General features: G+C 66.8%; 17 protein-coding genes. 8 read left to right on the forward strand and 9 right to left on the reverse strand.

Features of this window, described 5'->3' with window-relative positions; genetic code table 11:
- Positions 1 to 29: 29 nt before the first annotated feature.
- Positions 30 to 2,096 carry a putative bifunctional diguanylate cyclase/phosphodiesterase gene (locus ACOABP_RS19430; protein WP_474229596.1) on the reverse strand — a complete coding sequence of 689 codons (2,067 nt, stop codon included), beginning with the start codon at positions 2,094 to 2,096 and terminating at the stop codon, positions 30 to 32.
- Between the two features lie 346 nt (positions 2,097 to 2,442).
- Here ACOABP_RS19430 and ACOABP_RS19435 point away from each other — a divergent pair, with 346 nt between their 5' ends.
- A complete protein-coding gene (locus ACOABP_RS19435) occupies positions 2,443 to 2,625 on the forward strand; it encodes a glycine zipper 2TM domain-containing protein (protein ID WP_474229598.1) in 183 nt (60 codons plus the stop codon).
- Between the two features lie 311 nt (positions 2,626 to 2,936).
- Here the strand turns inward: ACOABP_RS19435 and ACOABP_RS19440 are convergent, their stop codons facing one another.
- The 7 genes from ACOABP_RS19440 to ACOABP_RS19470 form a co-directional block, all read right to left on the reverse strand.
- Positions 2,937 to 4,109 carry an acyl-CoA dehydrogenase family protein gene (locus ACOABP_RS19440; RefSeq protein WP_474229599.1) on the reverse strand — a complete coding sequence of 391 codons (1,173 nt, stop codon included), beginning with the start codon at positions 4,107 to 4,109 and terminating at the stop codon, positions 2,937 to 2,939.
- Between the two features lie 10 nt (positions 4,110 to 4,119).
- The gene (locus ACOABP_RS19445) at positions 4,120 to 5,103 is read right to left on the reverse strand and encodes a Bug family tripartite tricarboxylate transporter substrate binding protein (RefSeq protein WP_474229601.1); all 984 of its coding nucleotides are present in this window, start codon (positions 5,101 to 5,103) and stop codon (positions 4,120 to 4,122) included.
- Between the two features lie 67 nt (positions 5,104 to 5,170).
- Positions 5,171 to 5,581: a cupin domain-containing protein gene (locus ACOABP_RS19450; protein WP_474229602.1), complete on the reverse strand. Its 411-nt coding sequence runs from the start codon at positions 5,579 to 5,581 to the stop codon at positions 5,171 to 5,173.
- Between the two features lie 232 nt (positions 5,582 to 5,813).
- Positions 5,814 to 6,812 (reverse strand): Bug family tripartite tricarboxylate transporter substrate binding protein, encoded by a 999-nt coding sequence (locus tag ACOABP_RS19455; protein ID WP_474229604.1) that lies wholly within the window; start codon positions 6,810 to 6,812, stop codon positions 5,814 to 5,816.
- Positions 6,813 to 6,869: 57 nt separating this feature from the next.
- Entirely contained in the window at positions 6,870 to 9,335 is a 2,466-nt protein-coding gene (locus ACOABP_RS19460; protein WP_474229606.1) for a CaiB/BaiF CoA-transferase family protein, read from the reverse strand.
- Positions 9,336 to 9,412: 77 nt separating this feature from the next.
- Positions 9,413 to 12,730: an acetyl-CoA carboxylase family protein gene (locus ACOABP_RS19465; protein ID WP_474229607.1), complete on the reverse strand. Its 3,318-nt coding sequence runs from the start codon at positions 12,728 to 12,730 to the stop codon at positions 9,413 to 9,415.
- Positions 12,731 to 12,796: 66 nt separating this feature from the next.
- A complete protein-coding gene (locus ACOABP_RS19470; protein ID WP_474229608.1) occupies positions 12,797 to 14,344 on the reverse strand; it encodes an acyl-CoA carboxylase subunit beta in 1,548 nt (515 codons plus the stop codon).
- A 177-nt stretch (positions 14,345 to 14,521) separates the two neighbouring features.
- Here ACOABP_RS19470 and ACOABP_RS19475 point away from each other — a divergent pair, with 177 nt between their 5' ends.
- From ACOABP_RS19475 to ACOABP_RS19505, 7 genes are all read left to right on the forward strand, one after another.
- Positions 14,522 to 16,282 (forward strand): sigma-54 interaction domain-containing protein, encoded by a 1,761-nt coding sequence (locus tag ACOABP_RS19475; protein WP_474229609.1) that lies wholly within the window; start codon positions 14,522 to 14,524, stop codon positions 16,280 to 16,282.
- Positions 16,283 to 16,301: 19 nt separating this feature from the next.
- Positions 16,302 to 16,880 (forward strand): DUF2939 domain-containing protein, encoded by a 579-nt coding sequence (locus ACOABP_RS19480; RefSeq protein WP_474229610.1) that lies wholly within the window; start codon positions 16,302 to 16,304, stop codon positions 16,878 to 16,880.
- Between the two features lie 183 nt (positions 16,881 to 17,063).
- Positions 17,064 to 18,137 (forward strand): NAD(P)-dependent alcohol dehydrogenase, encoded by a 1,074-nt coding sequence (locus ACOABP_RS19485; protein ID WP_474229612.1) that lies wholly within the window; start codon positions 17,064 to 17,066, stop codon positions 18,135 to 18,137.
- Positions 18,138 to 18,365: 228 nt separating this feature from the next.
- Positions 18,366 to 19,712 (forward strand): MFS transporter, encoded by a 1,347-nt coding sequence (locus ACOABP_RS19490; protein ID WP_474229613.1) that lies wholly within the window; start codon positions 18,366 to 18,368, stop codon positions 19,710 to 19,712.
- A 176-nt stretch (positions 19,713 to 19,888) separates the two neighbouring features.
- On the forward strand, positions 19,889 to 20,803 hold the full coding sequence (locus tag ACOABP_RS19495) for an AEC family transporter (protein WP_474229614.1): 915 nt from the start codon (positions 19,889 to 19,891) through the stop codon (positions 20,801 to 20,803).
- A 194-nt stretch (positions 20,804 to 20,997) separates the two neighbouring features.
- A complete protein-coding gene (locus ACOABP_RS19500; RefSeq protein WP_066737459.1) occupies positions 20,998 to 21,222 on the forward strand; it encodes a DUF1653 domain-containing protein in 225 nt (74 codons plus the stop codon).
- A gap of 11 nt (positions 21,223 to 21,233) precedes the next feature.
- Entirely contained in the window at positions 21,234 to 21,995 is a 762-nt protein-coding gene (locus ACOABP_RS19505) for a 3-oxoacyl-ACP reductase (protein ID WP_474229615.1), read from the forward strand.
- Positions 21,996 to 22,096: 101 nt separating this feature from the next.
- Here ACOABP_RS19505 and ACOABP_RS19510 read toward each other — a convergent pair whose 3' ends face one another.
- Positions 22,097 to 23,650 (reverse strand): methyl-accepting chemotaxis protein, encoded by a 1,554-nt coding sequence (locus ACOABP_RS19510; RefSeq protein ID WP_474229617.1) that lies wholly within the window; start codon positions 23,648 to 23,650, stop codon positions 22,097 to 22,099.
- Positions 23,651 to 23,771: the final 121 nt, after the last annotated feature.

Genomic DNA, 23,771 nt, shown 5'->3' on the forward strand with positions numbered 1-23,771 from the left:
ATACAGCCCGAACCGCCAGGCGGCGGCGCTTACTGCGTCGCCGCCTGGCTCATGAATTGCGCCGCGGGCACGGGCCTGCCCAGCAGGTAACCCTGCAGCGCATCGCACCCCAGCCCCGCCAGGAACGACTGCTGCGCGGCGGTCTCCACCCCCTCCGCCACCACCTGCAGGTTCAGCGTACGGCCCAGCGCCACGATGGCCGACACGATGGCCGCATCTTCCGAATCCTCTGCCAGATCGCGCACAAAACCGCGATCGATCTTCAGTTCGCTGGCCGGAATGCGCTTCAGGTGCAACAGGCTCGAATAGCCGGTGCCGAAGTCGTCGATAGCAATGCGCACGCCCATCTCGTCGAGCTGCGTCATGATCGCGAGCGTGTCTTCCACATCGCGCATGGCCGTGCTTTCCGTGATTTCCAGCGTCAGGCTCGCGGCCGGGATGCCATGGCTGGCCAGCGCATCGGACACGGTCTCGATCATCCCCGCATGACAGAACTGCAGCGCCGACAGGTTGACCGCCATCGACCAGTCCTCATGACCGCCGGCATGCCAGGCGGCCAACTGGCGGCAGGCCTCGTCCAGCACCCATTTGCCGATCGCCACGATGGCGCCGGTCTTCTCGGCAAGGCCGATGAACTGGTCCGGCATCAGCAGGCCGTGCTGCGGGTGATGCCAGCGCAATAGCGCCTCGGCGCCCACCAGGCGGCTGTCGGTGGCAGCGAACTTGGGCTGGTAGTGCAGTTCGAGCTGGCCGGTGCGGGTCACGCCGCGCAGGTCCTGGATCAGCGATTGCTGGACACGCGCCTGATGATTCATCGACCGTTCGAAGAAGCAGTACGCATTGCGGCCCGATGCCTTGGCGTGGTACATCGCGGCATCGGCATTGGTCATCAGCGTGTCCTGGTCGGCACCATCGGCCGGATAGAGCGCGATGCCGATGCTGCCCGACACGTGCAGCGCATGGCCCGACACGTCTACCGGCTCGCGCAGCGCCTCGATCAGCTTCTCGGCCATCACGCCCGCGTCAGCCGGCTCGTCGATCCTTGCCAGCACCACGAATTCGTCGCCGCCCACGCGCGAGATCGTGTCCTCGGAATGCGTGGATGCGCGCAGGCGGCCCGCGATTCCCACCAGCAGGCTGTCACCCATCTGGTGACCATAGGTGTCGTTGACGCCCTTGAATCCGTCCAGGTCCACGAACAGCACCGCGAATGTGCCGGGCTGGCGCGTGGCCGACTGGATCGCCAGCTGGAAGCGGTCTTCGAGCAGCACACGGTTGGGCAGGTGGGTGAGCTTGTCGTGCAGGGCCAGGAATTCAAGCTCCTTGTTGGCCACGCCCAGCGCGTTGGCCAGCACGGCTGTCCGCATTTCCAGGCGCATGTCCAGCACCGACGTAATCAGCGCCACGGCCAGCACGCACACCGTGATGACGAGGATGGGCAGGGCCAGCGCGGCGCTGTCCACGCCCGAGCCTGCCGCGCCGCAGACGCTGCCCAGCGGAAATCGCGCCGCCGCCATGCCAGTGTAGTGCATGGCGGCAATGGCCCCGCCCATGACCAGCGCCGCCCCGAAACGCAACTGGTGCACGCGCGGCATGCTGCGCCGCAGGCGGAAGGCGATCCACAGCGCCGCGCCCGATGCCGCCACGGCAATCACGATCGACAGCAGGAACAGCCACGGGTCGTAGTCGATGCCAGGCTGCATGCGCAGTGCCGCCATGCCCGTGTAGTGCATGCTGGATACCGCCGCGCCCAGCGTCAGCGCCCCCAGCACCAGGCGCCTGCGGGGCAGGTACTCCTGGCTGACCAGGCGCAGCGCGAATGCCGACGCCAGCACGGCAATCAGCAACGATGCCCCGGTGATCGCCAGGTCGTAGCCCAGCGGAATCGGCAGCCTGAAGGCCAACATGCCGATGAAGTGCATCGACCAGATGCCCAGCCCCATGGCAACGGCACCGCCGGCCAGCCACATCCGCGCGTAGCGGCCACGTGCGGCGGTGGAAATGCGGCCGGCCATGTCCAGCGCCGTATACGACGCCAGTACGGCAACAAGCACGGAAATCAGAACGAGAGACGCGTCGAAACGGGGCGACATCATGGAAGCGGGTGACGGGGCAGTGGCTTGCAGCAGGCCGCCATTCTGAAGGGTCAGGCGAACCAGGCGTGAAATTTCCGGCACCGTCAAAGGTTATCGGTCGTTTCAGCCCGGACTGAAGCGGGATTGTGCATCAGCCCGCGTGCACCCGCAGCCCAATTTCGTACGTTTGCATGGTTGACATGCTGCTCGTGCCATGTTTCGACCGTCCGGCAAATTCCTACAGTGCAATCAGCGCCCGCCGGAAAGGCCGGCCGGCGGCCCGGGCCTATCCTTGAGGCGTGATGAACGACAGACGCCGCCGCGCAAAAACAGCAGTGCCAGCGCGGCGCCAACGCAGGAGAACATCATGTGGAAGCGAGTCACAGGCATTTTCGCCATTGGCGCTTGCTGCTGGGCCCTGTCGGGCTGCACGGCAACCGGCGCGGTGGCAGGCGGTGTGGTGGGCCATGAGGCCACCAACGGCAGCACGGCCGGTACGGTCGGTGGCGCCGTGGTGGGTGGCGTGATTGGTCACGAACTGGGCAAGTAATCAACGATTTCCGCGGCCGGGATGGCGGGCAGGGTCATCCAGGTTTGCGCGGCATGGGCTCTTAGATGGGAAGAACATGCCGCCGCGCGCCGCGCCATGAGCACCGGCCTATTGTGCTTTTCAACGATGATTGGACGTTTTCATCGCTGAAAGGCACCATGGCACACAACGATGGAAGATCCTCGCGGATCGTCATGGCGCGGCAGCGGGAAACCTGCACGGAACAAAGCCCCGGATCTTCACAGGTCCGGGGCTTTTCCTTTGGTGTGCGCCGCACGCGTGTTGCGGGACGCCTGGTCTTCGGTACAGCTTCAATACGATTTCGGCAGCCCCAGCACGCGCTCCGCGATGTGGCACATGATCAGCTGGGCGCTGACCGGGGCGATGCGCGGGATATAGGATTCCCGCAGATAGCGCTCCACATGGTATTCACGCGCATAGCCCATGCCGCCCAGGGTCAGCACGGCGGTCTGGCACGCCTGGTGCGCTGCCTCCGCGGCCAGGTACTTGGCCGCATTGGCCTCGGCGCCGCAGGGCTTGCCGTTGTCATAGAGCCAGGCGGCCTTCCACACCATCATGTCGGCGGCCTCCAGCGCCATCCATGCCTGGGCCAGCGGATGCTGGATGCCCTGGTTCTGGCCGATCGGCCGGCCAAACACGGTGCGTTCGCGTGCGTAGCGGGTGGCAGCCTCCAGCGCGGCGCGGCCCAGTCCCACGGCCTCGGCCGCGATCAGGATGCGTTCGGGGTTCAGCCCATGCAGGATGTACTCGAACCCCCTGCCCTCATCGCCGATACGGTCTTCGGCCGGCACCATCAGGCCGTCGATGAACAGCATGTTCGAATCGACCGCACCGCGCCCCATCTTGTCGATCTCGCGCACCTCGATGTGGTTGCGGTCCAGCGTCGTATAGAACAGGCTCAGGCCCTGCGTGGGCTTGCTTACCGCCTCCAGCGGCGTGGTGCGGGCCAGCAGCAGCATGCGCGTGGCGACCTGCGCGGTGGAGATCCAGATCTTGCGGCCATCCACGCGGTAGGCGCTGCCATCGGCAGTGCGCACGGCCTGCGTCTTCAGGTGCGTGGTGTCCAGCCCGGCATCGGGCTCGGTCACGGCAAAGCAGGCCTTGTCGCGGCCTTCGATCAGCGGAGGCAGCGCGGCCGCCTGCTGGGCCTCGTTGCCGAACACCACCACCGGGTTCAGGCCGAAAACGTTCATGTGGATGGCCGAGGCGCCCGAGAATCCAGCCCCGGACGCCGACACCGTCTGCATGATCAGCGCCGCCTCGGTGATGCCAAGCCCCGCCCCGCCAAACCGTTCCGGCATGGCGATACCCAGCCAGCCAGCTCCCGCCATGGCCTGGTGGAACGCCTCGGGGAACCGGTGTTCGCGGTCCAGTTCGGACCAGTACTCGGGGCCGAAGTCGCTGCACAGCTGCGTTACCGCGTCGACGATGGCGTTCTGCTCGGGTGTCCTTTCGAAGTTCATCCGGTGCTCCTTATTCCGGCTGGATGCCCGCGTCCTTGACGAGCTTGTTCCATTTCACGAGTTCGCTGCCGACAAAGGCCGTGAACTGCTGCGGGGTCTGTCCGAAAGCCTCGAAGCCCAGCGCCTCGAACTTGGGCGCTACGTCCTTGCTGGACGCGATCTTCGACAGTTCGCGGTTGAGCCGGTCCACAATCGGCTGCGGCGTCTTCGCGGGCGCAAAAACCCCGTTCCACGACGTGATGTCGAAACCCTTCAGCTCCGGCGTGTCGGCAATCGGCGGCAGATCGGGCAGCAGCCGGCTGCGCTGCGCGGTGGTCACGGCCAGCGCCCGCATCTTGCCGGCCTTGACGTTGGCGATGCCCGCCGCCACGTCGACAAACATCATCGGCACCTGGCCGGCGATCACATCGGTCATGGCCGGCGGCGTGCTCTTGTAGGGCACGTGCAGCAGGTCGATGTTGGCCATGCGGCCCAGCGTGGCCCCCGACACGATGCCGGTGCTGTTACCGCTGGCGTACGACATGCCCGGGTGTGCCTTGGCATAGGCGATCAGCTCGCCCACGGTCTTCACCGGCAGCTTGGGATTGATCACCAGCATGAACGGCAGGTTACCCATGCGCGCGACCGGCGTGAAATCCTTGATCGGGTCATAGGGCAGCTTCTTCATCAGCGACGGATTGGCCGAATGCGTGGTGTTCGTCGTCATGAACAGCGTGTAGCCGTCGGGCGCGGCCTGTGCCACCAGCTCGGCGGCAATCGCGCCGTTGGCGCCGGGCCGGTTGTCGACCACCACGTTCTGGCCCAGCGCGTCGCCCAGTTCCTTGGCCGTGATGCGCGCCACGGCGTCGGTGCCGCTGCCCGCCGCAAACGGCACCACCAGACGGATCGGGCGGCTCGGGTAGTTGTCGGCGGCCTGCGCGGCCAGCGGCAGCGCCGCCGCGGGTAGTGCCAGCAAGGCGGCGGCAAGCGTGCGCCGCACGCGGAAATTCGGCATGGTGGTCTCCTCCAGGGGTTTGGACGGCTGCTAGGCCTTTATGGGTACGGCGAGGTGCGGCCTGGGCTCAGGCCGGACGAATCACGCGATCCGGCGATTCCTCGTACGGCGGGGCATAGATCACCAGCAGCTTCACGGGCTCGTCGCTGATCACCGTGAAAACGTGCATGGCATCGGCCGGAAAGAAGCAGCAGTCGCCCGGCCCCAGTTCGCGCGCCTGGCCGTTGACCTCGGCCCGCGCACGCCCTTCCAGCACATAGCAGACCTGCTCGATGCCGGGGTGCGCGTGCGGCAGCGCGCCCTTGCCACGCTCGATGGTGCCGTGGATGACTTCCAGTTGCGTGGCGCCAACGTTCTCGCGCCCGATGATGCGGCGGTTCAGCGTGCCGACATGGTTGGCCGGGTGATAGCCGGCCACGTCTTCGGTGCGGACGAAATAGGTGGGAGCCGCCGGCTTGGCGGCGAACGATGCGGTCATGGGTAGGCTGTCTCCAACATGGTGGCGCCGTACCGGATGGCCGACGCTCTGTTTTCATGTTTGTGAAACAGATTTTATGCCCATGAAAAATGGAGTCAACTAGGGGTTGGTACGGATGGTGGGAGCTGGTAGCCGGATTTCCGCCCGCGCTGCGGCACACCCACGAGGCAGCGCTGGCCGGGGTGCGACCCGGCCACGTGCAGCCACGCCAGTCTGGCTACCAGTCCGGCAGTCAATCCAGCGTGATCCCCTCCTTCTGGATCACCGCATCCCAGCTGACCGCTTCCTTCTCGACCCGCTTTGCGAAGTTGTCCGGATCGATCATCACCACGTCGCCCTGCTGGCTCAGCGCCGCCTTGCCCTTTTCGTCATCCAGCACGCCGCGCGTGGCGGCATGCAGCTTCTGGATGATCGGCTGCGGCGTGCCGGCCGGTGCCAGCAAGCCAATCCAGAACGTGGAATTGAACGGCTTCAGGCCGGCCTCTTCGACGGTCGGCACGTCGGGCAGCTGCGTCATGCGCCGCGTGGAACTGACGGCGATGGGCTTGAGCTTGCCGGACTTGATTTGCGGCAGCGCGGTCCAGGTGTCGAAGGCGGTATCCAGTTCGCCGCTGATCACGGCCATTTCTGCCTGCGCCGCCGACTTGTACGGTACATGCGTGGTGGAAATCTTCGCGCGGTTGTTCAGCATGGCAAAGCTCAGGTGGGCGATATTGCCGGGGCCCGCCGAGCCGTAGCTGATCTTGCCGGGGTTCTGCGATGCATAGCGAACCAGGTCGGGCACCGTGGCCACCGCGTGCTTCTGCGACCATTCCGGGTTGGTCACCAGGATGAACGGCGCCTCCAGCACCAGCGTCACTGGCGCCAGGTCACGGGCCTTGTAGTTGGCCTTCTTGTAGATGTGGGGGTTGATGGTGACACTGCTGGAATTGGTTACCAGCAGCGTGTAGCCGTCCGGCGCCGAGCGCGCGGCCTCCCCCACGCCGATCAGGCCGTTGGCGCCGGCCTTGTTCTCCACCACCACGGCCTGGCCCAGCGATTTGGTCAGCCGATCCGACAGCACGCGTGCCACGGTATCGGTGAACGATCCGGCCGGGAACGGCACGATCATGCGGATCGGCTTGTTCGGCCAGTTTCCGGCCGGGCCGCTCTGCGCGGCGGCGGCGCCAGGCAGTACGACTGCCAGCAGGCATCCCATTCCCATGGCGGCGGTCAGTGCACGTCGTTTCATGTTGTCTCCTTGTCGTAGTTATCTTGGAAGTTGGCGTCTCATGCCCAGTTCATCGGGCTAGGCCGATGACCCGGCGCCCTTCGGCCGGGCGGTTTGTCCAGTAATGCCCCGACGCTCCAGCGCCTCGCGTTGCCCGGCGCCCAGCCCCAGCACAGTCGCCAGCACCTGGTCGGTGTGTTGGCCCAGCGTTGGCGAAACATGGCGAATCGGCGCCGGCCCGTTTGCGCCACGGAACCAGCTGGTGCTGGCGGCGTAACGTCCAACGTAGGGCCGCTCCACCTCGCACCAGAAGCCGCGCGCATGCAGATGGCGGTCTTGCAGTACCTGCCACATGGGATTGACCGCGCCCGCAGCGATACCGGCGTGCTGAAGCTGCTGCATGGCGTCTTCGGGCGCGCGCGTCGCGCACCAGGCGGCGATGGCGGCGTCAATGCGGTCATGCTGCGCGCGCCGGCCCGACGCTTCGGCCAGCGCCGTGCCTTCGGCCAGGTCCATGCGTCCGAGCACGCGACACAGCGCGGGCCATTGGGCATCGGTCACGCTCAGCACGATCCACCCATCGTCGCCCGCGCAGCGGTAGCAGCCATGCGGCGCGGCCACCGGATGGCGATTGCCCTGGCGCGGCGCCACCTGCCCCGACACCGACTGCTCGATCATGTACGGCGCGGTGAGCGCCAGCATGGCCTCCACCTGCGACAGGTTCAGATGCCGCCCCTTGCCCGTGGCCTGCTGGGCGAACAGCGCCACCAGCATCGCCGCGCCCGCATTCAGTCCGCCAATCGGATCGCCATAGGCGTACGACGTCATGGCCGGCGGCCCCTCGGGATGGCCCGTGTAGCAAGGCAGCCCGCTGGCCTGTTCGAGCGTGCCGCCATAGGCGCGCGTGTTGCTCCAGGCGTTGCCCAGGCCGAAGGCCGGCATCGATACCATCACCAGGCGATCGTTGCGAGCCCGCAGCGTGTCGTACGTCAGTCCCAGCTTCGGCAGCACCTCGGCCGAGTAGTTTTCGATGACCGCATCGGCGTTTGCCACCAGATCCAGCAGCAGCGCCTTGCCTTCGGGCTGGGTCAGATCCAGCGTGATGCCGAGCTTGTTGCGGTTCATCATGTTGAAGTTCGAGTTCTTCTCGTACAGCCTGTCCCGATAGAACTCCTCGGTGAAATTCGCGCCGCGCCACCAGTCCGGGTAGCCCGTGCTTTCCACCTTGATGACCTCCGCGCCAAAGTCCGCCAGCGTGCGCGTGGCGAGCGGCCCGGCCCAGCCCATCGTCAGGTCGATCACGCGAACGCCCTCCAGCGGCAGGCGGCCGGCGGGTGCCGGTGCCAGACGCTGGCGCGGCTGATGATCCAGCCCCGCTTGCCGATAGAACGCGCTGTCGGCGCCCAGATCCGGCGCCTTGCCACCGGCCAGAGGCCCGGCATCATCGAGCCGCAGCGGCACCACCGGGCCTTCGAATGCCACGTCGCCCAGCGTCACAGGCACGAACGCGCCCCGCTCGCGGTGCACGGCCTGGCCCAGCAGCGTTGCCATGCTGGGCACCACCACGGCCGGGTGCTTCTTGTCGCCCAGCAGCGCGAACCACTCTTCGGCCGAACGCTTCAACAGCGCCGGCTTCAGGAACGCGTCGATCTCGTCGGCTACCAGCATGCGCTCGGGCCCGCTGGCAAAGCGCGGATCGCTGCCAAGCTCGGGGCGCCCGATGGCCTCGCACAGCGCCTTCCACTGCGGCAGCGTATGCGTGAAGATGCCGATCCAGCCATCGGCGGTCTCGTAGATGCCGCCCGGGTGCGTGCCGCAGAAGCGGTTCACGCCCATGCGCCGCAGCGGGTGGCGCTTGTCCTGCACCATGCCCGCTTCCATCTCCACCACACTGAAGATGCATTCGTGCGTGCTCAGCACGTAGCGCAGGCTGCCCCCGCCGGTGCCCATCAACGCCGCCACCGCCGCCGAGAACGCGCTCACGCCCACCACGATGCCCGTCTGCACGTCATGCGGCATATGCGGCGGCCCTTCCACCGGTCCGCTGCCATGCACGGCCCCGGCCAGCCCCCGGCAAACCGCCTCGGTGCCCGCGAATCCGCTGTAGGGGCCGCTGTCGCCAAACCATGTCAGCGCGATGTCGATGGGCACGTGTCCGTGGACCTGGCCTGGCACCTGCCAGACGGGACGCTCGAGCACGGCGACGCCTTCGTCCAGCGCGCGCGCGTCGAGCACCACGTCGCATGTGCGGGCCAGTTGGGCCAGCCACGCCTCGTCCTCGGGGCCGTTCGCCGCAACGACACTGCGCTTGTTGGTATTGAGCCAGGCAAAGAGCGCGCTTTCTGGCGGCCTGCCGCCTGGCACATCGACCAGCGGCGGCATCCGCCGCCAGGCATCGCCGGCCGCGCTTTCGACCTTGATGACTTCCGCGCCAAAGTCGGCAAACAGCTTGCCCGCGTAGGCCAGCGCCGGCCCGGTACCGATTTCCAGCACGCGCAATCCGCCCAGCGCCAGTTGCGCCGGATCTGGACCATTCCTGGTCATGAAAGCCTCCTGGTTGCCTGGATTCCGTTGATTCAGTGGGATCCGGGAGTTCGGGGTCTGGATGTCCACCGGGCCGCTCACCATGCGTCCACGAAGCCGCGACGCTCGCGGCGGCCACGCAGTTCTGCCGACGCGATGCCCTGCGCGATCCATTTGCGCGTATCGGCCGGATCGATCACCGCGTCGATCTCTACCGCCGCCGCCGTGTTGATGGCGTGACCGCGCTCGTAGGACTGCGCCACCAGCCGGTCGAACAACGCCTTGCGCTCCGGGCCATCGGGCACCGCTTCCAGCTCCTTCTTGAAGCCGAGCCTGACCGCGCCTTCCAGTCCCATCGGCCCGAACTCACCTGTCGGCCACGAGATCGTGAAGCTGGCCGAGCGGAATCCACCGCCTGCCATGGCCATCGCGCCCAGGCCGTAGCCCTTGCGCAGCGTCACGGCCAGCAGCGCCACGCGCAGCTTGGCCGCCGTCAGGAACATGCGCGACACGTGGCGCACCTGCGCACGCGCCTCGACGTCCGGCCCCACCATGAAGCCCGGCGTATCGATCAGCGAGACGATCGGCAGGCCATGCGCGTCGCATAGCTGCATGAAGCGCGATGCCTTGTCGGCCGCATCGGCATCGATCGCGCCGCCCAGGTGGTACGGGTTGTTTGCCATGATGCCCACCGGCTGCCCTTCCACGCGGGCCAGTGCCGTGTGGATGCCCGCGCCGAAGCCGCCGCGCAGCATCAGCACGCTGCCCACATCGGCAATGCCCTCGATGGCCTTGCGCGTGTCATAGACCCTCAGGCGGTTCTCGGGTACCACGTGGCGCAGATCGGCCGGATCGGGCGCGCTCCAGTGCGCGACGCGGCCCTGGAACATCGACAGGTAGTGCCTGGCCGCCTGCGTGGCTTCGGCCTCGTTTTCCACCAGGATGTCGATCACGCCATTGGCAAACTGCACCGGCGCCGGCCCCACGTCTTCAGGACGGAAGATGCCCAGGCCGCCGCCTTCGATCATGGCCGGGCCGGCCATGCCGATATTGGCGGACTTGTCGGCGATGATGACGTCGCAGCAGCCCAGAAACGCGGCATTGCCCGCGAAGCATCGGCCCGACACGATGCCCACCACCGGCACCTGTCCGCTCAGTTCCGCAAATGCGGCGAACGACGGCTGGTAGAGCCCCGACACGGACGGAAAATCCACGTCGCCAGGCCGCCCGCCGCCCCCCTCGCCAAACAGCACCAGCGGCAGTTCGTCGCGCAGCGCCACCTCCACGATGCGGTCGGTCTTGATATGGTTGCGCTTGCCCTGCGTGCCCGCCATCACGGTGGCGTCGTAGGCCATCACCGCGCTGCGTGCACGATCCTTGCCCACCAGTTCGCCATTGACGTTGCCAATGCCGGTGATCAGGCCATCGGCCGGCGTATTGGCGATCAGGTCTTCCTTGCTGCGGCGGCTTGCCTGGGCGGCCAGCGCCAGCGCGCCGTACTCCACGAAGGTGTCGGCGTCGCACAGGTCGGCAATGTTCTCCCGGGCAGTACGCTGGCCGCGCGAGCGGCGCCGGGCCACGGCGTCGGGGCGTGCGGCATCATGCAGGAAGGCGTGCCGGTCCAGCACACGCTGCAGGTCGGCGCGGATGGCGTTGGCATCGTGCGCCTGCGCGGTGTCGGCCGCCACGCCCGCTGCGTCGGTTTCTTCCAGCACGATCAGTATCTGGTTCTCGGCCGCCAGGGCGTTCTTTTCCAGGCGCAGGTCCACCACGCGGCCGGCACACTCGGCCACGATGGCGTGCTCCATCTTCATGGCGTCGAGCACGGCCACGGTCTGGCCCGGCTTGACCAGTGCGTTCAGTTCGACCGCGATTTCCACCACGCGCCCCGTCAGCGGCGCGCGGACGGCAACCAGCCCTTCCTCGACCTGCTCCTCGGGCCCCGCGGCATGCGCCAGGCCATGGACCGGCGGCCGGGCGGCACCGCCCAGCAGCGCATCCTGCGCACGGCCGGCATCGGCAATGGCTTCCGCCGCTGCGGCCAGTTCCGGCAGGATGGCCTCGAAATGGCGCGTATGAACGGCCTGGGTCCGGAATTCGTCACGCTGTACCAGCGCGCGCAGCAGGTTCAGGTTGGTGGACACACCATCGATGCGGAACTCGGCCAGGCTGCGCTGCAGCCGGCGCAGCACCGCCCCGAAGTCGGACGTGCCGCTGCTGACGATCAGCTTTGCCAGCAGCGTGTCGAAGTTCGGCGACGGCTCGTAGCCCGTGTAGGCATGCGTATCGACGCGGACATCCGGCCCGGTCGGCGGGTCGAAGCGCTCCAGCCGGCCATGCGCCGGACGCGCCAGCCCGTTGGCATCGGTCATCTCGGCGTTCACACGCACCTGGATGGCAAAGCCGCGCGGTTGCGGCGGCGCGGCCGGGTCCAGCCCCAGGTCGCCCAGCGTACGCCCGGCGGCCAGCCCGATCTGCAACGCCACCAGATCCACCCCGGTGACCTGCTCGGTGATCGTATGCTCCACCTGCAGGCGCGGATTGGCTTCGATAAAGACGAAATCCTTCTGCTCGCCGGCTTCGTTTTCCTCGACCAGGAATTCGAACGTCCCCAGGCTGGCGTAGCCCACCCGGCGTGCCAGCCGCAGTGCAGCCTTGATGATCTGGTCGCGCAGCTGGGGCCTGAGCACCGGGCTCGGCGCAATCTCCACCAGCTTCTGGAAGCGGCGCTGCAGCGTGCAATCGCGCTCGCCCAGGGCCACCACATTCACGCCATCGCCGGCAATCTGCACCTCGATATGGCGCGCCCGTGCCACCAGCCGCTCGGCATAGAGCGCGTCGATGCCGAACGCCGAGGCCGCCTCGGAGCGGCAGCGCGCGTAGGCTTCGGCCAGGTCTTCGCGGCGGCGCACCACGCGCATGCCGCGCCCACCCCCGCCGCCCACCGCCTTGATGACAACGCCGGCTGCGCCCTGCGTATCGAAGAAGGCCGTGATCTCTTCCAGCGATGCGCCGCCGTGTGTGGCCGGCATCACCGGCACGTCGCTCTGCACGGCCAGTTCCAGCGCACGGCCCTTGTCGCCGAAGATCGCCAGATGTTCGACACTGGGCCCGACAAACCGGATGCCGGCCTCTGTGCACGCCTGGGCAAAGTCCGCGCGCTCGCTCAGGAAGCCGTAGCCGGGGTGCACCGCATCGCAGCCGGTGGCCCTGGCCGCGGCAATGATCCCCGCGATGTCGATATACGCAGCCGGGCCGGCGCCATCGAGCGCCACGGCCTCGTCGGCCAGGACGCGATGCCGCGCAGTGGCGTCATCCTGCGAATAGACCGCCACGGTGCCAATATCCAGATCCCGCGCGGCCCGCAGGATACGCAGGGCAATCTCGCCCCGGTTCGCAATCAGCAGCTTCTTCAAGTCTCTCTCCTGTGATGTTCTATGTCTTGTGTCGTGTTCGATGGGGCCGGCCCGTGTCAGGCCGTGTCAGGGCCGCACGCCAAAGCGGCTGACACCGGGCTCGCGCAGCGGCGCAGCCAGATTGGCGAATTCGCACAGCAGCGCGCGGGTATCGCGCGGATCGATGATGTCTTCGATGACGAATGCCTCGGCGCTGCGGAACGGCGAAGTCAGGCTGCGTACGCGCTGTTCGATTTCGGCGCGCTTCTGCACGGGATCATCGGCGCCCTCGATCTCGGCCTTGTAGGCCACTTCGAGGCCGCCTTCTATCGGCAGGGCACCCCAGTTGGCCGATGGCCACGCATACCGGAAATTGAAGCGGCCCATGTGCTGGTGGCCCGCCGCCGCCACGCCATAGGCCCGCCGCACAATGACCGAGCACCACGGCACCGTCGCCTGGTAGACGGCCGCCAGCGCCCGCACGCCGTAGCGCATGATCCCGGCCTGCTCTGCCTCCAGCCCAACCTGAAAGCCTGCCGTATCCACGAGATGGACCACCGGCAGGTGGAAGGTCTGCGCCAGGTCGACAAAGCGGGTGAATTTCTCGGCGGTGTCGCTGTCCCAGTTGCCACCGTGACAGGCCGGATCGCTGGCGATCACCGCCACCGGCCAGCCGTCCAGCCGGGCCAGCCCGGTGACGATGGCGCGCCCCCATTGCGTGCCGGTCTCGAAGAACGTCCCGGCATCGACCAGGGTCTCCAGAATCGGCCGGATCTGATATGCGGCCCGGGTATCGCGCGGGATGGCCGACAGCAGCCAATCGTCGCGCCGCGACGGGCTATCCAGGGTGTCGGTCCGGGGCGGCAGCTCGTAGACCGAAGCCGGCAGATACGACAGGAACTGCCGGGCGCGCGCAAACGCCTGCTGCTCGGTCGCCACCTCATCGTCCACCACACCGTTGCGGGTGTGGATCTGGCTGCCGCCAAGTTCGTTCTTGCCGATGTCCTGCCCGGCACGCGCCACCAGCGGAGGCCCTTCGCTGAACAGCTGCGAGGTCTCCTTGACCATCACCGAATAGTGGCTGGCCGCCACGCGCGCCGCGCCCATCCCGGCCACGGAGCCCAGCGCCAGCGACACCACGGGCACCGTGGCCATGTTCTCCACCACGTACTGCCAGACCTTCATGGTCGGAATCAGCGTGTGGCCCTTGATCTCGATATTGCGCACGGAGCCACCGCCGCCCGTGCCATCGACCAGCCGGATCATCGGCAGCCGCAGGTCGTGGGCCATTTTCTCGGCGTGGATCAGCTTGTCGCCCGGGGCGCCGTCGTTGGCACCGCCCCGCACCGTGAAATCGTCGCCGACCAGCACCACCGGGCGCCCGTCCACCTGCGCGCGGCCCATGACCAGGTTCGACGGAATCAGGTCCACCAGCCGCCCGTTGCTGTCATAGCGGCCACTGCCGCTCAGGCCACCTACCTCGCGGAACGAGCCCGGATCGGCAATCGCATCGACCCGATCGCGCACGGTCAGCTTGCCCGCCGACTTGTGGCGCTCCACCTTGCTGTCACCGCCCATGCGGGCGGCCAGCCGCCGCCGCCAGGCGAGTTCGTCCACTTCAGGCTGCCAGCTCACGCTTTTGTCTCCGACTGTCTTTGGTTTTGTTGATGCGAAGACACTTTGCACAACCCGTGCCAGCTTTTAGGTACCTGCCGGCCCCTTGATTACATTGAGGAATCCTTGTGACATGGCTAAGATGTCCGCGAAAACAACACATAAGTGTCCGCATCGAGGACACAACAGGAGACACTCGTGTCCACGGAGACAACACAGCCGGCCGCCGCCCTGCGTCCGGATCCAGCGTTCCTTGGTGTGCTGGCATGCACTGGCGACGGCACGGCCGATACGGCATTCGGGATCTGTGCCGATGCTGCAGTGGCGTCGGCCACCTTGTCCGCATGGCGGCAGGCCAACCCGGCAAGCGGCCGCAGGCTGTTCCCGGTGGAGGTCGGTGCGGCGCGCTATATCGGCCTGTCGCTGGAAGACGGCCAGCGGCACCTGATCCTGCTGCATCGCGCCGACGCCCAGGCGACATTGTTCGATTTCCTGGGCACCGTACCGTTTGCCGATGCCATCCTGGACCACTTCCTGAACGATCCCTACCAGGCCATCACCGTGGTCGACCACGCGGGGCTGGTGCGCTATATCAGCCCGGTCCACGAGAAATTCCTGGGCCTGGACCCCGGCGCCGGCATTGGTCGCGCGGCCGCCGACGTCATCCCGAATTCGCGGCTGCCCCAGGTTGTCAGCAGCGGCAAGGCCGAGATCGGGCAGCTTCAGCAACTGAATCACACCTCGCGGGTGGTCAACCGCATCCCGATTCGCCAGCATGGCGAGGTGGTTGGCGCCATCGGCCAGGTCATGTTCAAGGGGCCGGAAGAACTGGTGCGCATGCACAAGGAACTGGTGACGCTGCGCTCCGAGGTGGCCCGCTACCAGCGCGAGTTCGAAGGCCTGCGCGAACGCCAGGCCAATATGGGCCTGATCGGCGAAAGCGCACCGATGCAGCGGCTGCGCCGCGAAATCCAGACCGTGGCCCGCCTGGACGTGCCCGTGCTGATCCTGGGTGAAAGCGGTACCGGCAAGGAACTGGTGGCACGGGCCATCCACGGCACCGGCCACGACGACGACGCCACCGCGCGCCCGCTGGTCAGCCTGAACCTGGCCGCCCTGCCCGCCACGCTGATCGAGTCCGAACTGTTCGGCCACGCCCCCGGGGCTTTTACCGGCAGCAAACGCCAGGGCCAGGCCGGCAAGCTCGAACTGGCCGCAGGCGGCACGGTATTCCTGGATGAAGTCGCCGATATCCCCATGGAAATGCAGGTGAAACTACTACGCGTGCTGGAAGACCACATGGTCGAACGGCTAGGCAGCGGACGCGCCCGCAAGGTGGACTTCCGGCTGGTCTCGGCCACCAATCGCGACATCCCCGAACTGATCGACGCGGGACGATTCCGCCTGGACCTGTATTACCGGCTCAGCGGCGTGGTGCTGCGGATTCCCGCCCTCCGGCAACGGCGCGAGGATATCCCCGCGTTGCTGCAGCATTTTGTGGAGGCGTTCTGCACCCGCAATGGCATGCCCGCCCCACGGATCGAGCATGACGTGGCCCGGCACCTGGCGGGGCAGCCATGGCCGGGCAATGTCAGGCAGTTGCGTCAACGTGTGGAAGAAGCGCTGGTGTTTTGCGACGGGCGCGCGCTGAGGGTGGCGGATTTTGCACGAGGGGATGCGGCGCGAGGGGTCATTGCCGCGCCGGCCGCCGCCGACGACGACGCCGCGTTCGCATCGGCCAGTGTCGCCGGGACAGGCGATGCAGACGCGGCCGTCGGCGCGCATCTGTCGAGTCAGTCATTGACGGATAGCAGCGCAGGCATGAGCGATCTGGCGTATGCGGCAGTGCTCGACGCCATCGCCCGCCACGGCGGGAACAAGAAGCGCGCAGCGGAACAACTGCGGATATCGCGGTCGCATTTGTATAAGATTTTGGAACGTGGCGGGCGGACGCCATGACGCAAACCGGGAGTACAGCTTGAACAAGAAACTGTTAGCCAGTGCAGTGGCTGTCGCCGTTATCGGCGCGGTGACGAGTTATGCCAGCCCATATTGGACGATCTACCAGATGCGGACGGCAATCGAAAAGCGCGATCCGGAAAAGTTTTCCAGATACGTTGATTACCCAGCGCTCAGGGAGAGCCTGAAGGCCCAGCTTCTGCTGTCGCTCAAGGACAAGCTGGGCGCGCCGGACGCCAAGGAAAACCCGTTTGCCGGGCTGGGCCAGATGATCGGCCTCGCCATGGTCAATACCGTGGTGGACACGATGGTGACGCCCGCTGGGGTGATGGCCCTGATGGCGGGCGAAAAGCCGGCACCGAAAGAACCGGCGCCGCAGGCCCCGACAACGGCGTCCGCGCCGGCAGCACCGGAAGCGCCTCGCAAGGAGGCGGCAAAAGACGCATTGCGGTACGACGTTTCGTACAAGAGCTGGGACCTGGTCCAGGCCACCGCCACCAAGGAAAATGGCGAGCCAATCGTTGCCGACCTCCGGCGTCAGGGACTCTGGTCCTGGAAGTGGGCCGGCATCAAGATTCCCGATCTGGCAAAACCCTAGCCGCGCACACCGTTCGATGATCCGCAATCTGGCGCTAGCTGCCCCAGATCAACCAACCCATCAATTTCTGCACGCCCAGACTCTGATCAACACTCGCGCAAATTTGTGGCAATAGACTGAAAGCGGTGCGCCCACCCGCCCCCGAAGGGCCGCCCTTCCGCCGAAGTCTCCAGGAGCCCAACCATGCCCAGCATGCGCGCTGCAGTCTTTCTAAGTCCCGGCAAGATCACTCTTCAGGAAAAACCTATCCCTGATGTCGGTCCCGGCGATGCGCTGATCCGGATCACCACCACCACGATCTGTGGGACCGACGTTCACATTCTCAAAGGCGAATACCCCGTCCAGCCCGGGTTGACCATTGGTCACGAGCCGGTCGGGGTGATCGAGAAGCTTGGCAGCAATGTCACCGGTTACAAGGAAGGCCAGCGTGTGATTGCCGGAGCCATCTGTCCGAGCTTCTATTCCTACGCATGCCAGGACGGCTGCGCGTCGCAGGACGGACAGGCGCACGGCCACGGCTACAAGCCGATGGGTGGCTGGCGCTTTGGCAACACCATCGACGGTACGCAGGCCGAATACGTGCTGGTGCCCGATGCGCAGGCCAATCTGGCGCCGATCCCCGATGGACTGACCGACGAGCAGGTGCTGATGTGCCCGGACATCATGTCCACCGGTTTTGCGGGCGCCGAGCGGGCCAACATCAAGATTGGCGATATTGTGGCGGTCTTCGCGCAGGGGCCGATTGGCCTTTGTGCGACGGCTGGGGCACGGCTGCGGGGCGCGTCGAAGATCATCGTGGTCGATGGTATCGACGAACGCCTGGCGATTGCCCGCCATATGGGTGCCGACGAGGTCGTCAATTTCCGCAAGACCGATGTCGTCGACGAAATCCTGCGGCTGACTGGCGGCCGGGGTGTCGATGCCTCGATCGAGGCGCTCGGTACGCAAGCCACCTTCGAGGCGGCGCTGCGGGTGCTGAAGCCCGGCGGCACGCTGTCCAGCCTGGGCGTCTATTCCACCGACCTGAGCATCCCGCTGGGGCCATTCGCCGCCGGTCTGGGCGACCACCGGATCGTGACCTCGCTGTGCCCCGGCGGCAAGGAACGCATGCGCCGGCTGATGAACGTGATCGAGACCCACCGCGTCGACCTGGCGCCGCTGGTCACCCATCACTACAAGCTGGCCGACATCGAATCCGCCTACGACCTGTTTGCCAACCAGCGCGACGGGGTGCTGAAGGTGGCCATCACGCCGTAATGCCGTAATGCCGTACGGCTGTGACGCCGTAACCCCGTGACCCCGTAACCCCATCATGCCCGCCGTCCGCACGGCCCGCCCTCCACGGCGGGCCGTGCGACGATCGCGGCGCCCGACGCATGCGCGGCACCCCAAAGTGCCGGCGAATCGCGCTTTTGTACAGGGACGTGCGCCGTAGCGTCCTCTATCCTTGGCAGCCAGGAGACCGTACAAGGAAAAGAGCCGTCCATGGAGACCAGCCCGCCCACTCGATCCACCCGACCCGCCGCCCCCGAGAACCCGTGGCACATCCTTGTGCTGCTGGCGCTGGGGCTGATGATTGCGTTCGTGGACCGCACCAGCCTGTCCGCCGCCCTGGCCGACCAGCGTTTCGTGCGCGAATTCGGCCTGACCAGCATCGAGCGCGGCTGGCTCAACTCGGCCTTCTTCTGGTCGTACGGGCTGGTGCAATTGCCGATGGGATGGTTGGTGGACCGCTACGGCGTGAAATGGCCCTACACGGTCTGCTTTCTGGTCTGGTGCGTGGCCGCGGCCGTGACGGGCATGGTCACCACCCTCTCGGCGCTGATCGTGATGCGGCTGCTGATCGGCCTGACCGAGGCCGTGGTGGTACCGGCCACCTATCGCTATCTCGCCAACAACTTCGACGAAACCCGCAAGGGCACTGCCCTCGGCATCTTCTCGATCGGCGGCAAGATGGGCCCGGCCCTGGGCGCGCCGATTGCCGCCTGGCTGATCGTCACGTGGTCGTGGCAGGTGATGTTCGTGGCAACGGGGCTGGTCGGCCTGCTGTGGCTGGTGCCGTGGCTGCGGCTGGTACGCAACGATTTCCCGTCGCGCGAGCAGCTGGCGGTGCGGGTTCACCGGGCATCGTCGGTGCCGCTGCGCAACCTGCTGGCAAGCCCGGTGGTCTGGGGCGGGCTGGTCAACAACTTCTGCTACGGCTACTTCACGTTCTATTGCATGACCTGGATGCCCGCCTACCTGGTGGAACAGCGCGGGCTGTCGCTGACGCGCTCCGGGCTCTACACGTTCTTCAGCTTTGCCGGCATCGCCATCGTCGCCATGGCGGCCGGCTGGGCGGCCGACCGGCTGATCGCCCGGGGCCACGATGCGGTGCGCGTGCGCAAGTCGTTCGTGCTGGCGGGCTTCCTTGACGGCACCACCGTGCTGCTGGGCGCCTATGCGCCATCGCTGGAGATGGCGCTGTTCTGGAACGTGCTGTCGCTGTCGCTGCTGGGGCTGGTCACGGCCAACAACCTGGCACTGTGCAAGCTGACGCTGATTCCCCGGCAGGCGGTAGGCCTGAATACCGGCCTGCAGCAGGTAGCCACCAGCCTGGCTGGCGGCGTATCGGCCAGCCTGTCCGGGTGGTTGCTGCACGTTGGGGGCAGCTATGAACTGCCGATGCTGGCGATTTTCGGATTCCTGCTGACCGGTGCGACCAGCACGGTGGTGCTGCTCCAGCGCAAGTGGGCGCCCAAGGTCAACGATGTGGATCCGATGGCCGCTGCGGAGACCGCACCGGCAGATTCGCACGCGTCCATCGAACGGCCGGCAACGGGCGCACCCTGACCCCGGCATGCACCCGCGCCACGGCGCCGGGATGGGGCTGACACAGGTCTGACGTGGCACGGAGGTGCCACAGGCATGGCACGGACATGGTCCGGCATGGCAGTATTGCGGTTTCCTGCACATGCCCCTGCCTGCCCGGCCGCTTTACGATGGACCTCGCGTTTCTGATCCTGCCCATGTTTGCCGTTGTCCTCGCGGGGTGGGCGCTTGCCGCGACCGGCATCCTCTCCGCGCGCGTGGGCGAAGGGCTCTCCGAATATGTGTTCGCCGTGGCCGTGCCTGCGCTGATCATCCAGACGCTGGCCCAGCCCGGCGACGGCACCACGGTGCATGTCGGCTACTGGATTGCCTACTTTGGCGGCTGCGCCATCGTGTGGGCGATGCTGGCCGGACTGCTGGGCCGCAGGCGACGCCCGGACGAGCATCACGACAAGCGCTCGGCCGTGATCGTCGGCTTCGCGTCGAGCCAGTCGAATACGGTGTTCTTTGGCGTGCCAATCATCCTTGCCGTATATGGCGATGCAGGCAAGGTGCCGCTGTTCCTGCTTCTGGCCGTGCATCTGCCGATCATGATGACCGCGGCGACGGTGCTGATCGAGCGTGGCGACGGGGGCTCGCTGGGCCGGCGGCTGCTGGAGGTGGCACGGCGCCTGGCCCGCAATCCCATCGTCCTGGCACTGGCGGTTGGCGGCGTGCTGCGGCTCACGCATGTCACGCTCGGCGGCGTGGCGGCCACGCTGGTCAAGGCGTTTGGCGACACCGCTTCCACGTGCGCGCTGTTCTCGCTCGGCGTGTCGATGCACCAGTACCGGCTGCGCGATGGCCTGGGCGCGGCAGCGGCCATCTCCGTCGGCAAGCTCGTGCTGCATCCGCTGTTCGTCTGGCTGATTGCCTTCCACGTCTTCGACATGCCGCCCGCCTACGCCGGCGTGGCTACCCTTTTCGCCGCCATGCCGGTCGGCATCAACTCCTATCTGCTGGCGTTGCGCTATCGCGCCGGGGAAGCGGCGGTGTCATCGGCGGTGGTGCTGTCGACCATCGTCTCGATCTTCACCATCGCGGCCTGGATCAAGTGGCTGGACGTGGTCTGACAAGCGCTGCGCCCGACGCGCTGCGGGAGCGTCAGTGCCGCCCGGGGAGTAGAATGCCGGCCCAGTCTGCGCCAGGCACCCGGGCCAGGCAGACCAAACCGGAATTCCTCATGCAAGACACCGATATCGACGCCATCCGCCAGGCCTTTGCGCTGGTCGGTGAATTCGGCGAAGGCAAGACCCCGCGCTACCAGGTGACCAGCGAGGCCGAAGCGCTGAAGCTGGCTACGCACCGCCACTACAAGGGCGGGCTGTATCGCCGCATCTTCGAAGCGAAGCACTCGGAAAACGACGAAGTACTGACCGTCTACGTACACATCTGGCCGCACAACACATCGCCATGGGTGCGCCCCGCCGAGATGTTCCACGGCCGGCTGGAGGACGAACGCCTGCGCTTTGCGCCGCTGGCCGCAGCCTGAGGGTACCGATCATGCAAATTCATCAGCAATGCGTGCTGGTCACAGGCGGCGCGCGCGGCCTGGGTGCCGCGATTGTCCGCGCCCTGGCGCGCGAAGGTGCCAGCGTCGTCATCAACTATCGCCGCAGCGAGGCACAGGCCCGTGCGCTGGCACAGGAACTCGGCCCCCGAGCCGTGGCACTGCAGGCCGACGTGACCGACGCCGACGCCGTGCGCCGGATGCTCGACGACGCGCAGGCGCACTTCAACCAGTCGGTGGCATCGGTCATCAACAACGCGCTGGCCGACTTCCGCTTTGATGGCGACGCGCGGCCGAAGCTCGACGACATCAGCTGGGACCGTTTCCGGCAGCAACTCGATGGCTCGCTCAAGGGCGCACTGAACACCATGCAGGCCGCTGCGCCCGCCATGCGCGGCGCGGGCTTCGGGCGGGTGGTCAACATCGGCACCAACCTGTTCCAGTATCCGGTGGTGCCCTACCACGACTACACGGCAGCCAAGGCCGCGCTGCTGGCACTGACACGCACCGCCGCCAACGACCTGGGGCCCGACGGCATTACCGTGAACATGGTGTCGGGCGGCCTGCTGCGCGTGACGGACGCCAGCGCGGCCACGCCAGATGCCGTTTTCGACCTGATCGCCAGCCTCACGCCGGTGCGTCGCGTGACCACGCCCGAGGAATTCGCCGACGCAGTGCTGTTCTTCCTGTCGCCGTGGGCACGCGCCGTGACCGGCCAGAACCTGGTGGTCGACGGCGGGCTGGTGAAGGACTGACAGGGCGGCTAGCGAGGGTCAAGGGACGCGGGTCGAGAGGCGCATGGCCCGGCGTCCCGCCGCCCCGGCCCGCTCAGGCCCGCCCAGGCCCCTCAAGCCACTCAGACCACCGCCGGCACCTGGAACGACGACACCGACGCCTTCAGCACATCGGCCTGCTCCTCCAGCGCCTTGGCTGCTGCGGCGGCCTCTTCCACCAGGGCGGCATTCTGCTGCGTCATCTGGTCCATCTGCGTCACCGCCTTGCCCACCTGATCGATGCCTGCACTCTGCTCGCGCGATGCCGTGCTGATCTCGCCCATGATCGACGTGACACGGCCCACGGCCTGCACCAGGTCGTGCATCGTGGTGCCGGCCTTGTCCACCTGCTGCGTGCCGGCTTCCACCTGGCTCACGGTGTCGTTGATCAGCTGGACGATTTCCTTGGCGGCCGATGCCGAGCGCTGCGCCAGCTCGCGCACTTCGCCCGCCACCACGGCAAAGCCCCGGCCCTGCTCGCCTGCGCGGGCTGCTTCCACGGCAGCGTTCAGCGCCAGGATATTGGTCTGGAACGCGATACCTTCGATCACCGCCGTAATTTCGCCAATCTTGCGCGATGCATGCTGGATGCCGCTCATGGTGGACACCACGTTGCGCATGTCCTCGCCGCCGCGCGATGCGGTCTCCGAAGCGGCCGCCGCCAGCTGGTTGGCCTGATGGGCGTTCTCGGCGTTCTGCCGCACGATGGCCGTCAGCTGTTCCATGCTGGCGGCCGTTTCTTCCAGCGCGCTGGCCTGCTGCTCGGTGCGCTGGGACAGGTCCAGGTTGCCCGCCGCGATCTGGCGCGTGGCCGTCGCAATGGCGTCGCTGCCGCCGCGCATGGTCTGGATGGCGTCGATCAGGCCCGACTGCATCTGGCGCAGGCCCTGGGTCAGGTCGCCCATTTCATCCTGGCTGGTGGCACGGATGCGCTCGGTCAGGTCGCCGTGCGAGATGCGGCCGAAGCTTTCCAGCATGCGCACCAGCGGTTCGGAAATAGCGCGGCGCAGGCCGATGGCGCAGGCCAGCGCCCCGACGATGCCGATGGCAATCGCGCCAGTCACCATCCACAGGAAGCGCTGCGAGCGCGCCGTGGCATTCTCGTACATGGCCTGTGCCTGGTCGCTCTGGTTGCGCTCCAGCGCGTTCACGGCACCAGTCAGTTCCACGAACATCGGCGGGATCTTCGCCATCACCTGCTGGTCGATGGCGGCCGCATCCTGGGCGCGCAACGCGGCGATCAGCGGCTCCACGCCTTCCTTGAAGAATTTGCTACGCAGTGCTTCCACCTTATCGGACAGCGCCTTCTCCTCGGCGGATTTCGGCAGCGCCTGGTAGGCGTTCCAGGCTTTCTCGGACTTCTCGCGATAGCCCACCGCCTTGTCGATGGTGGTTGGCACGTCGGCGGAATCGGGATGGAATACCGCACGATCCAGCGTGGTCCGCACCACGGCCGCGTTAAGTTGCGATGCCGCCACAAAACGCGTTGACGCCAGCTGGTTGGTATAGATCTCCTGGATATCGGCGATGGACGCACGCATCCCGAAGACACCGATGATGCCGATCAGGGTCAGCAGGGCAGCCAGCACGGCCAGGGCCGCGTTCAGGCGGAATCGAATCGAAAGTTTGCTTGGCATGGATGGTCACAACCGGGAGTCGATGCTGCAGCGCACTAACGGCCCCGAATGCCGCGTCTGAAGGCAGACGGGCCCATGTAGACAAATGTAGACATGGCGACTCCCATAAAGCGGCGCACAC

This window comes from Cupriavidus sp. HE11, from assembly GCF_056097175.1.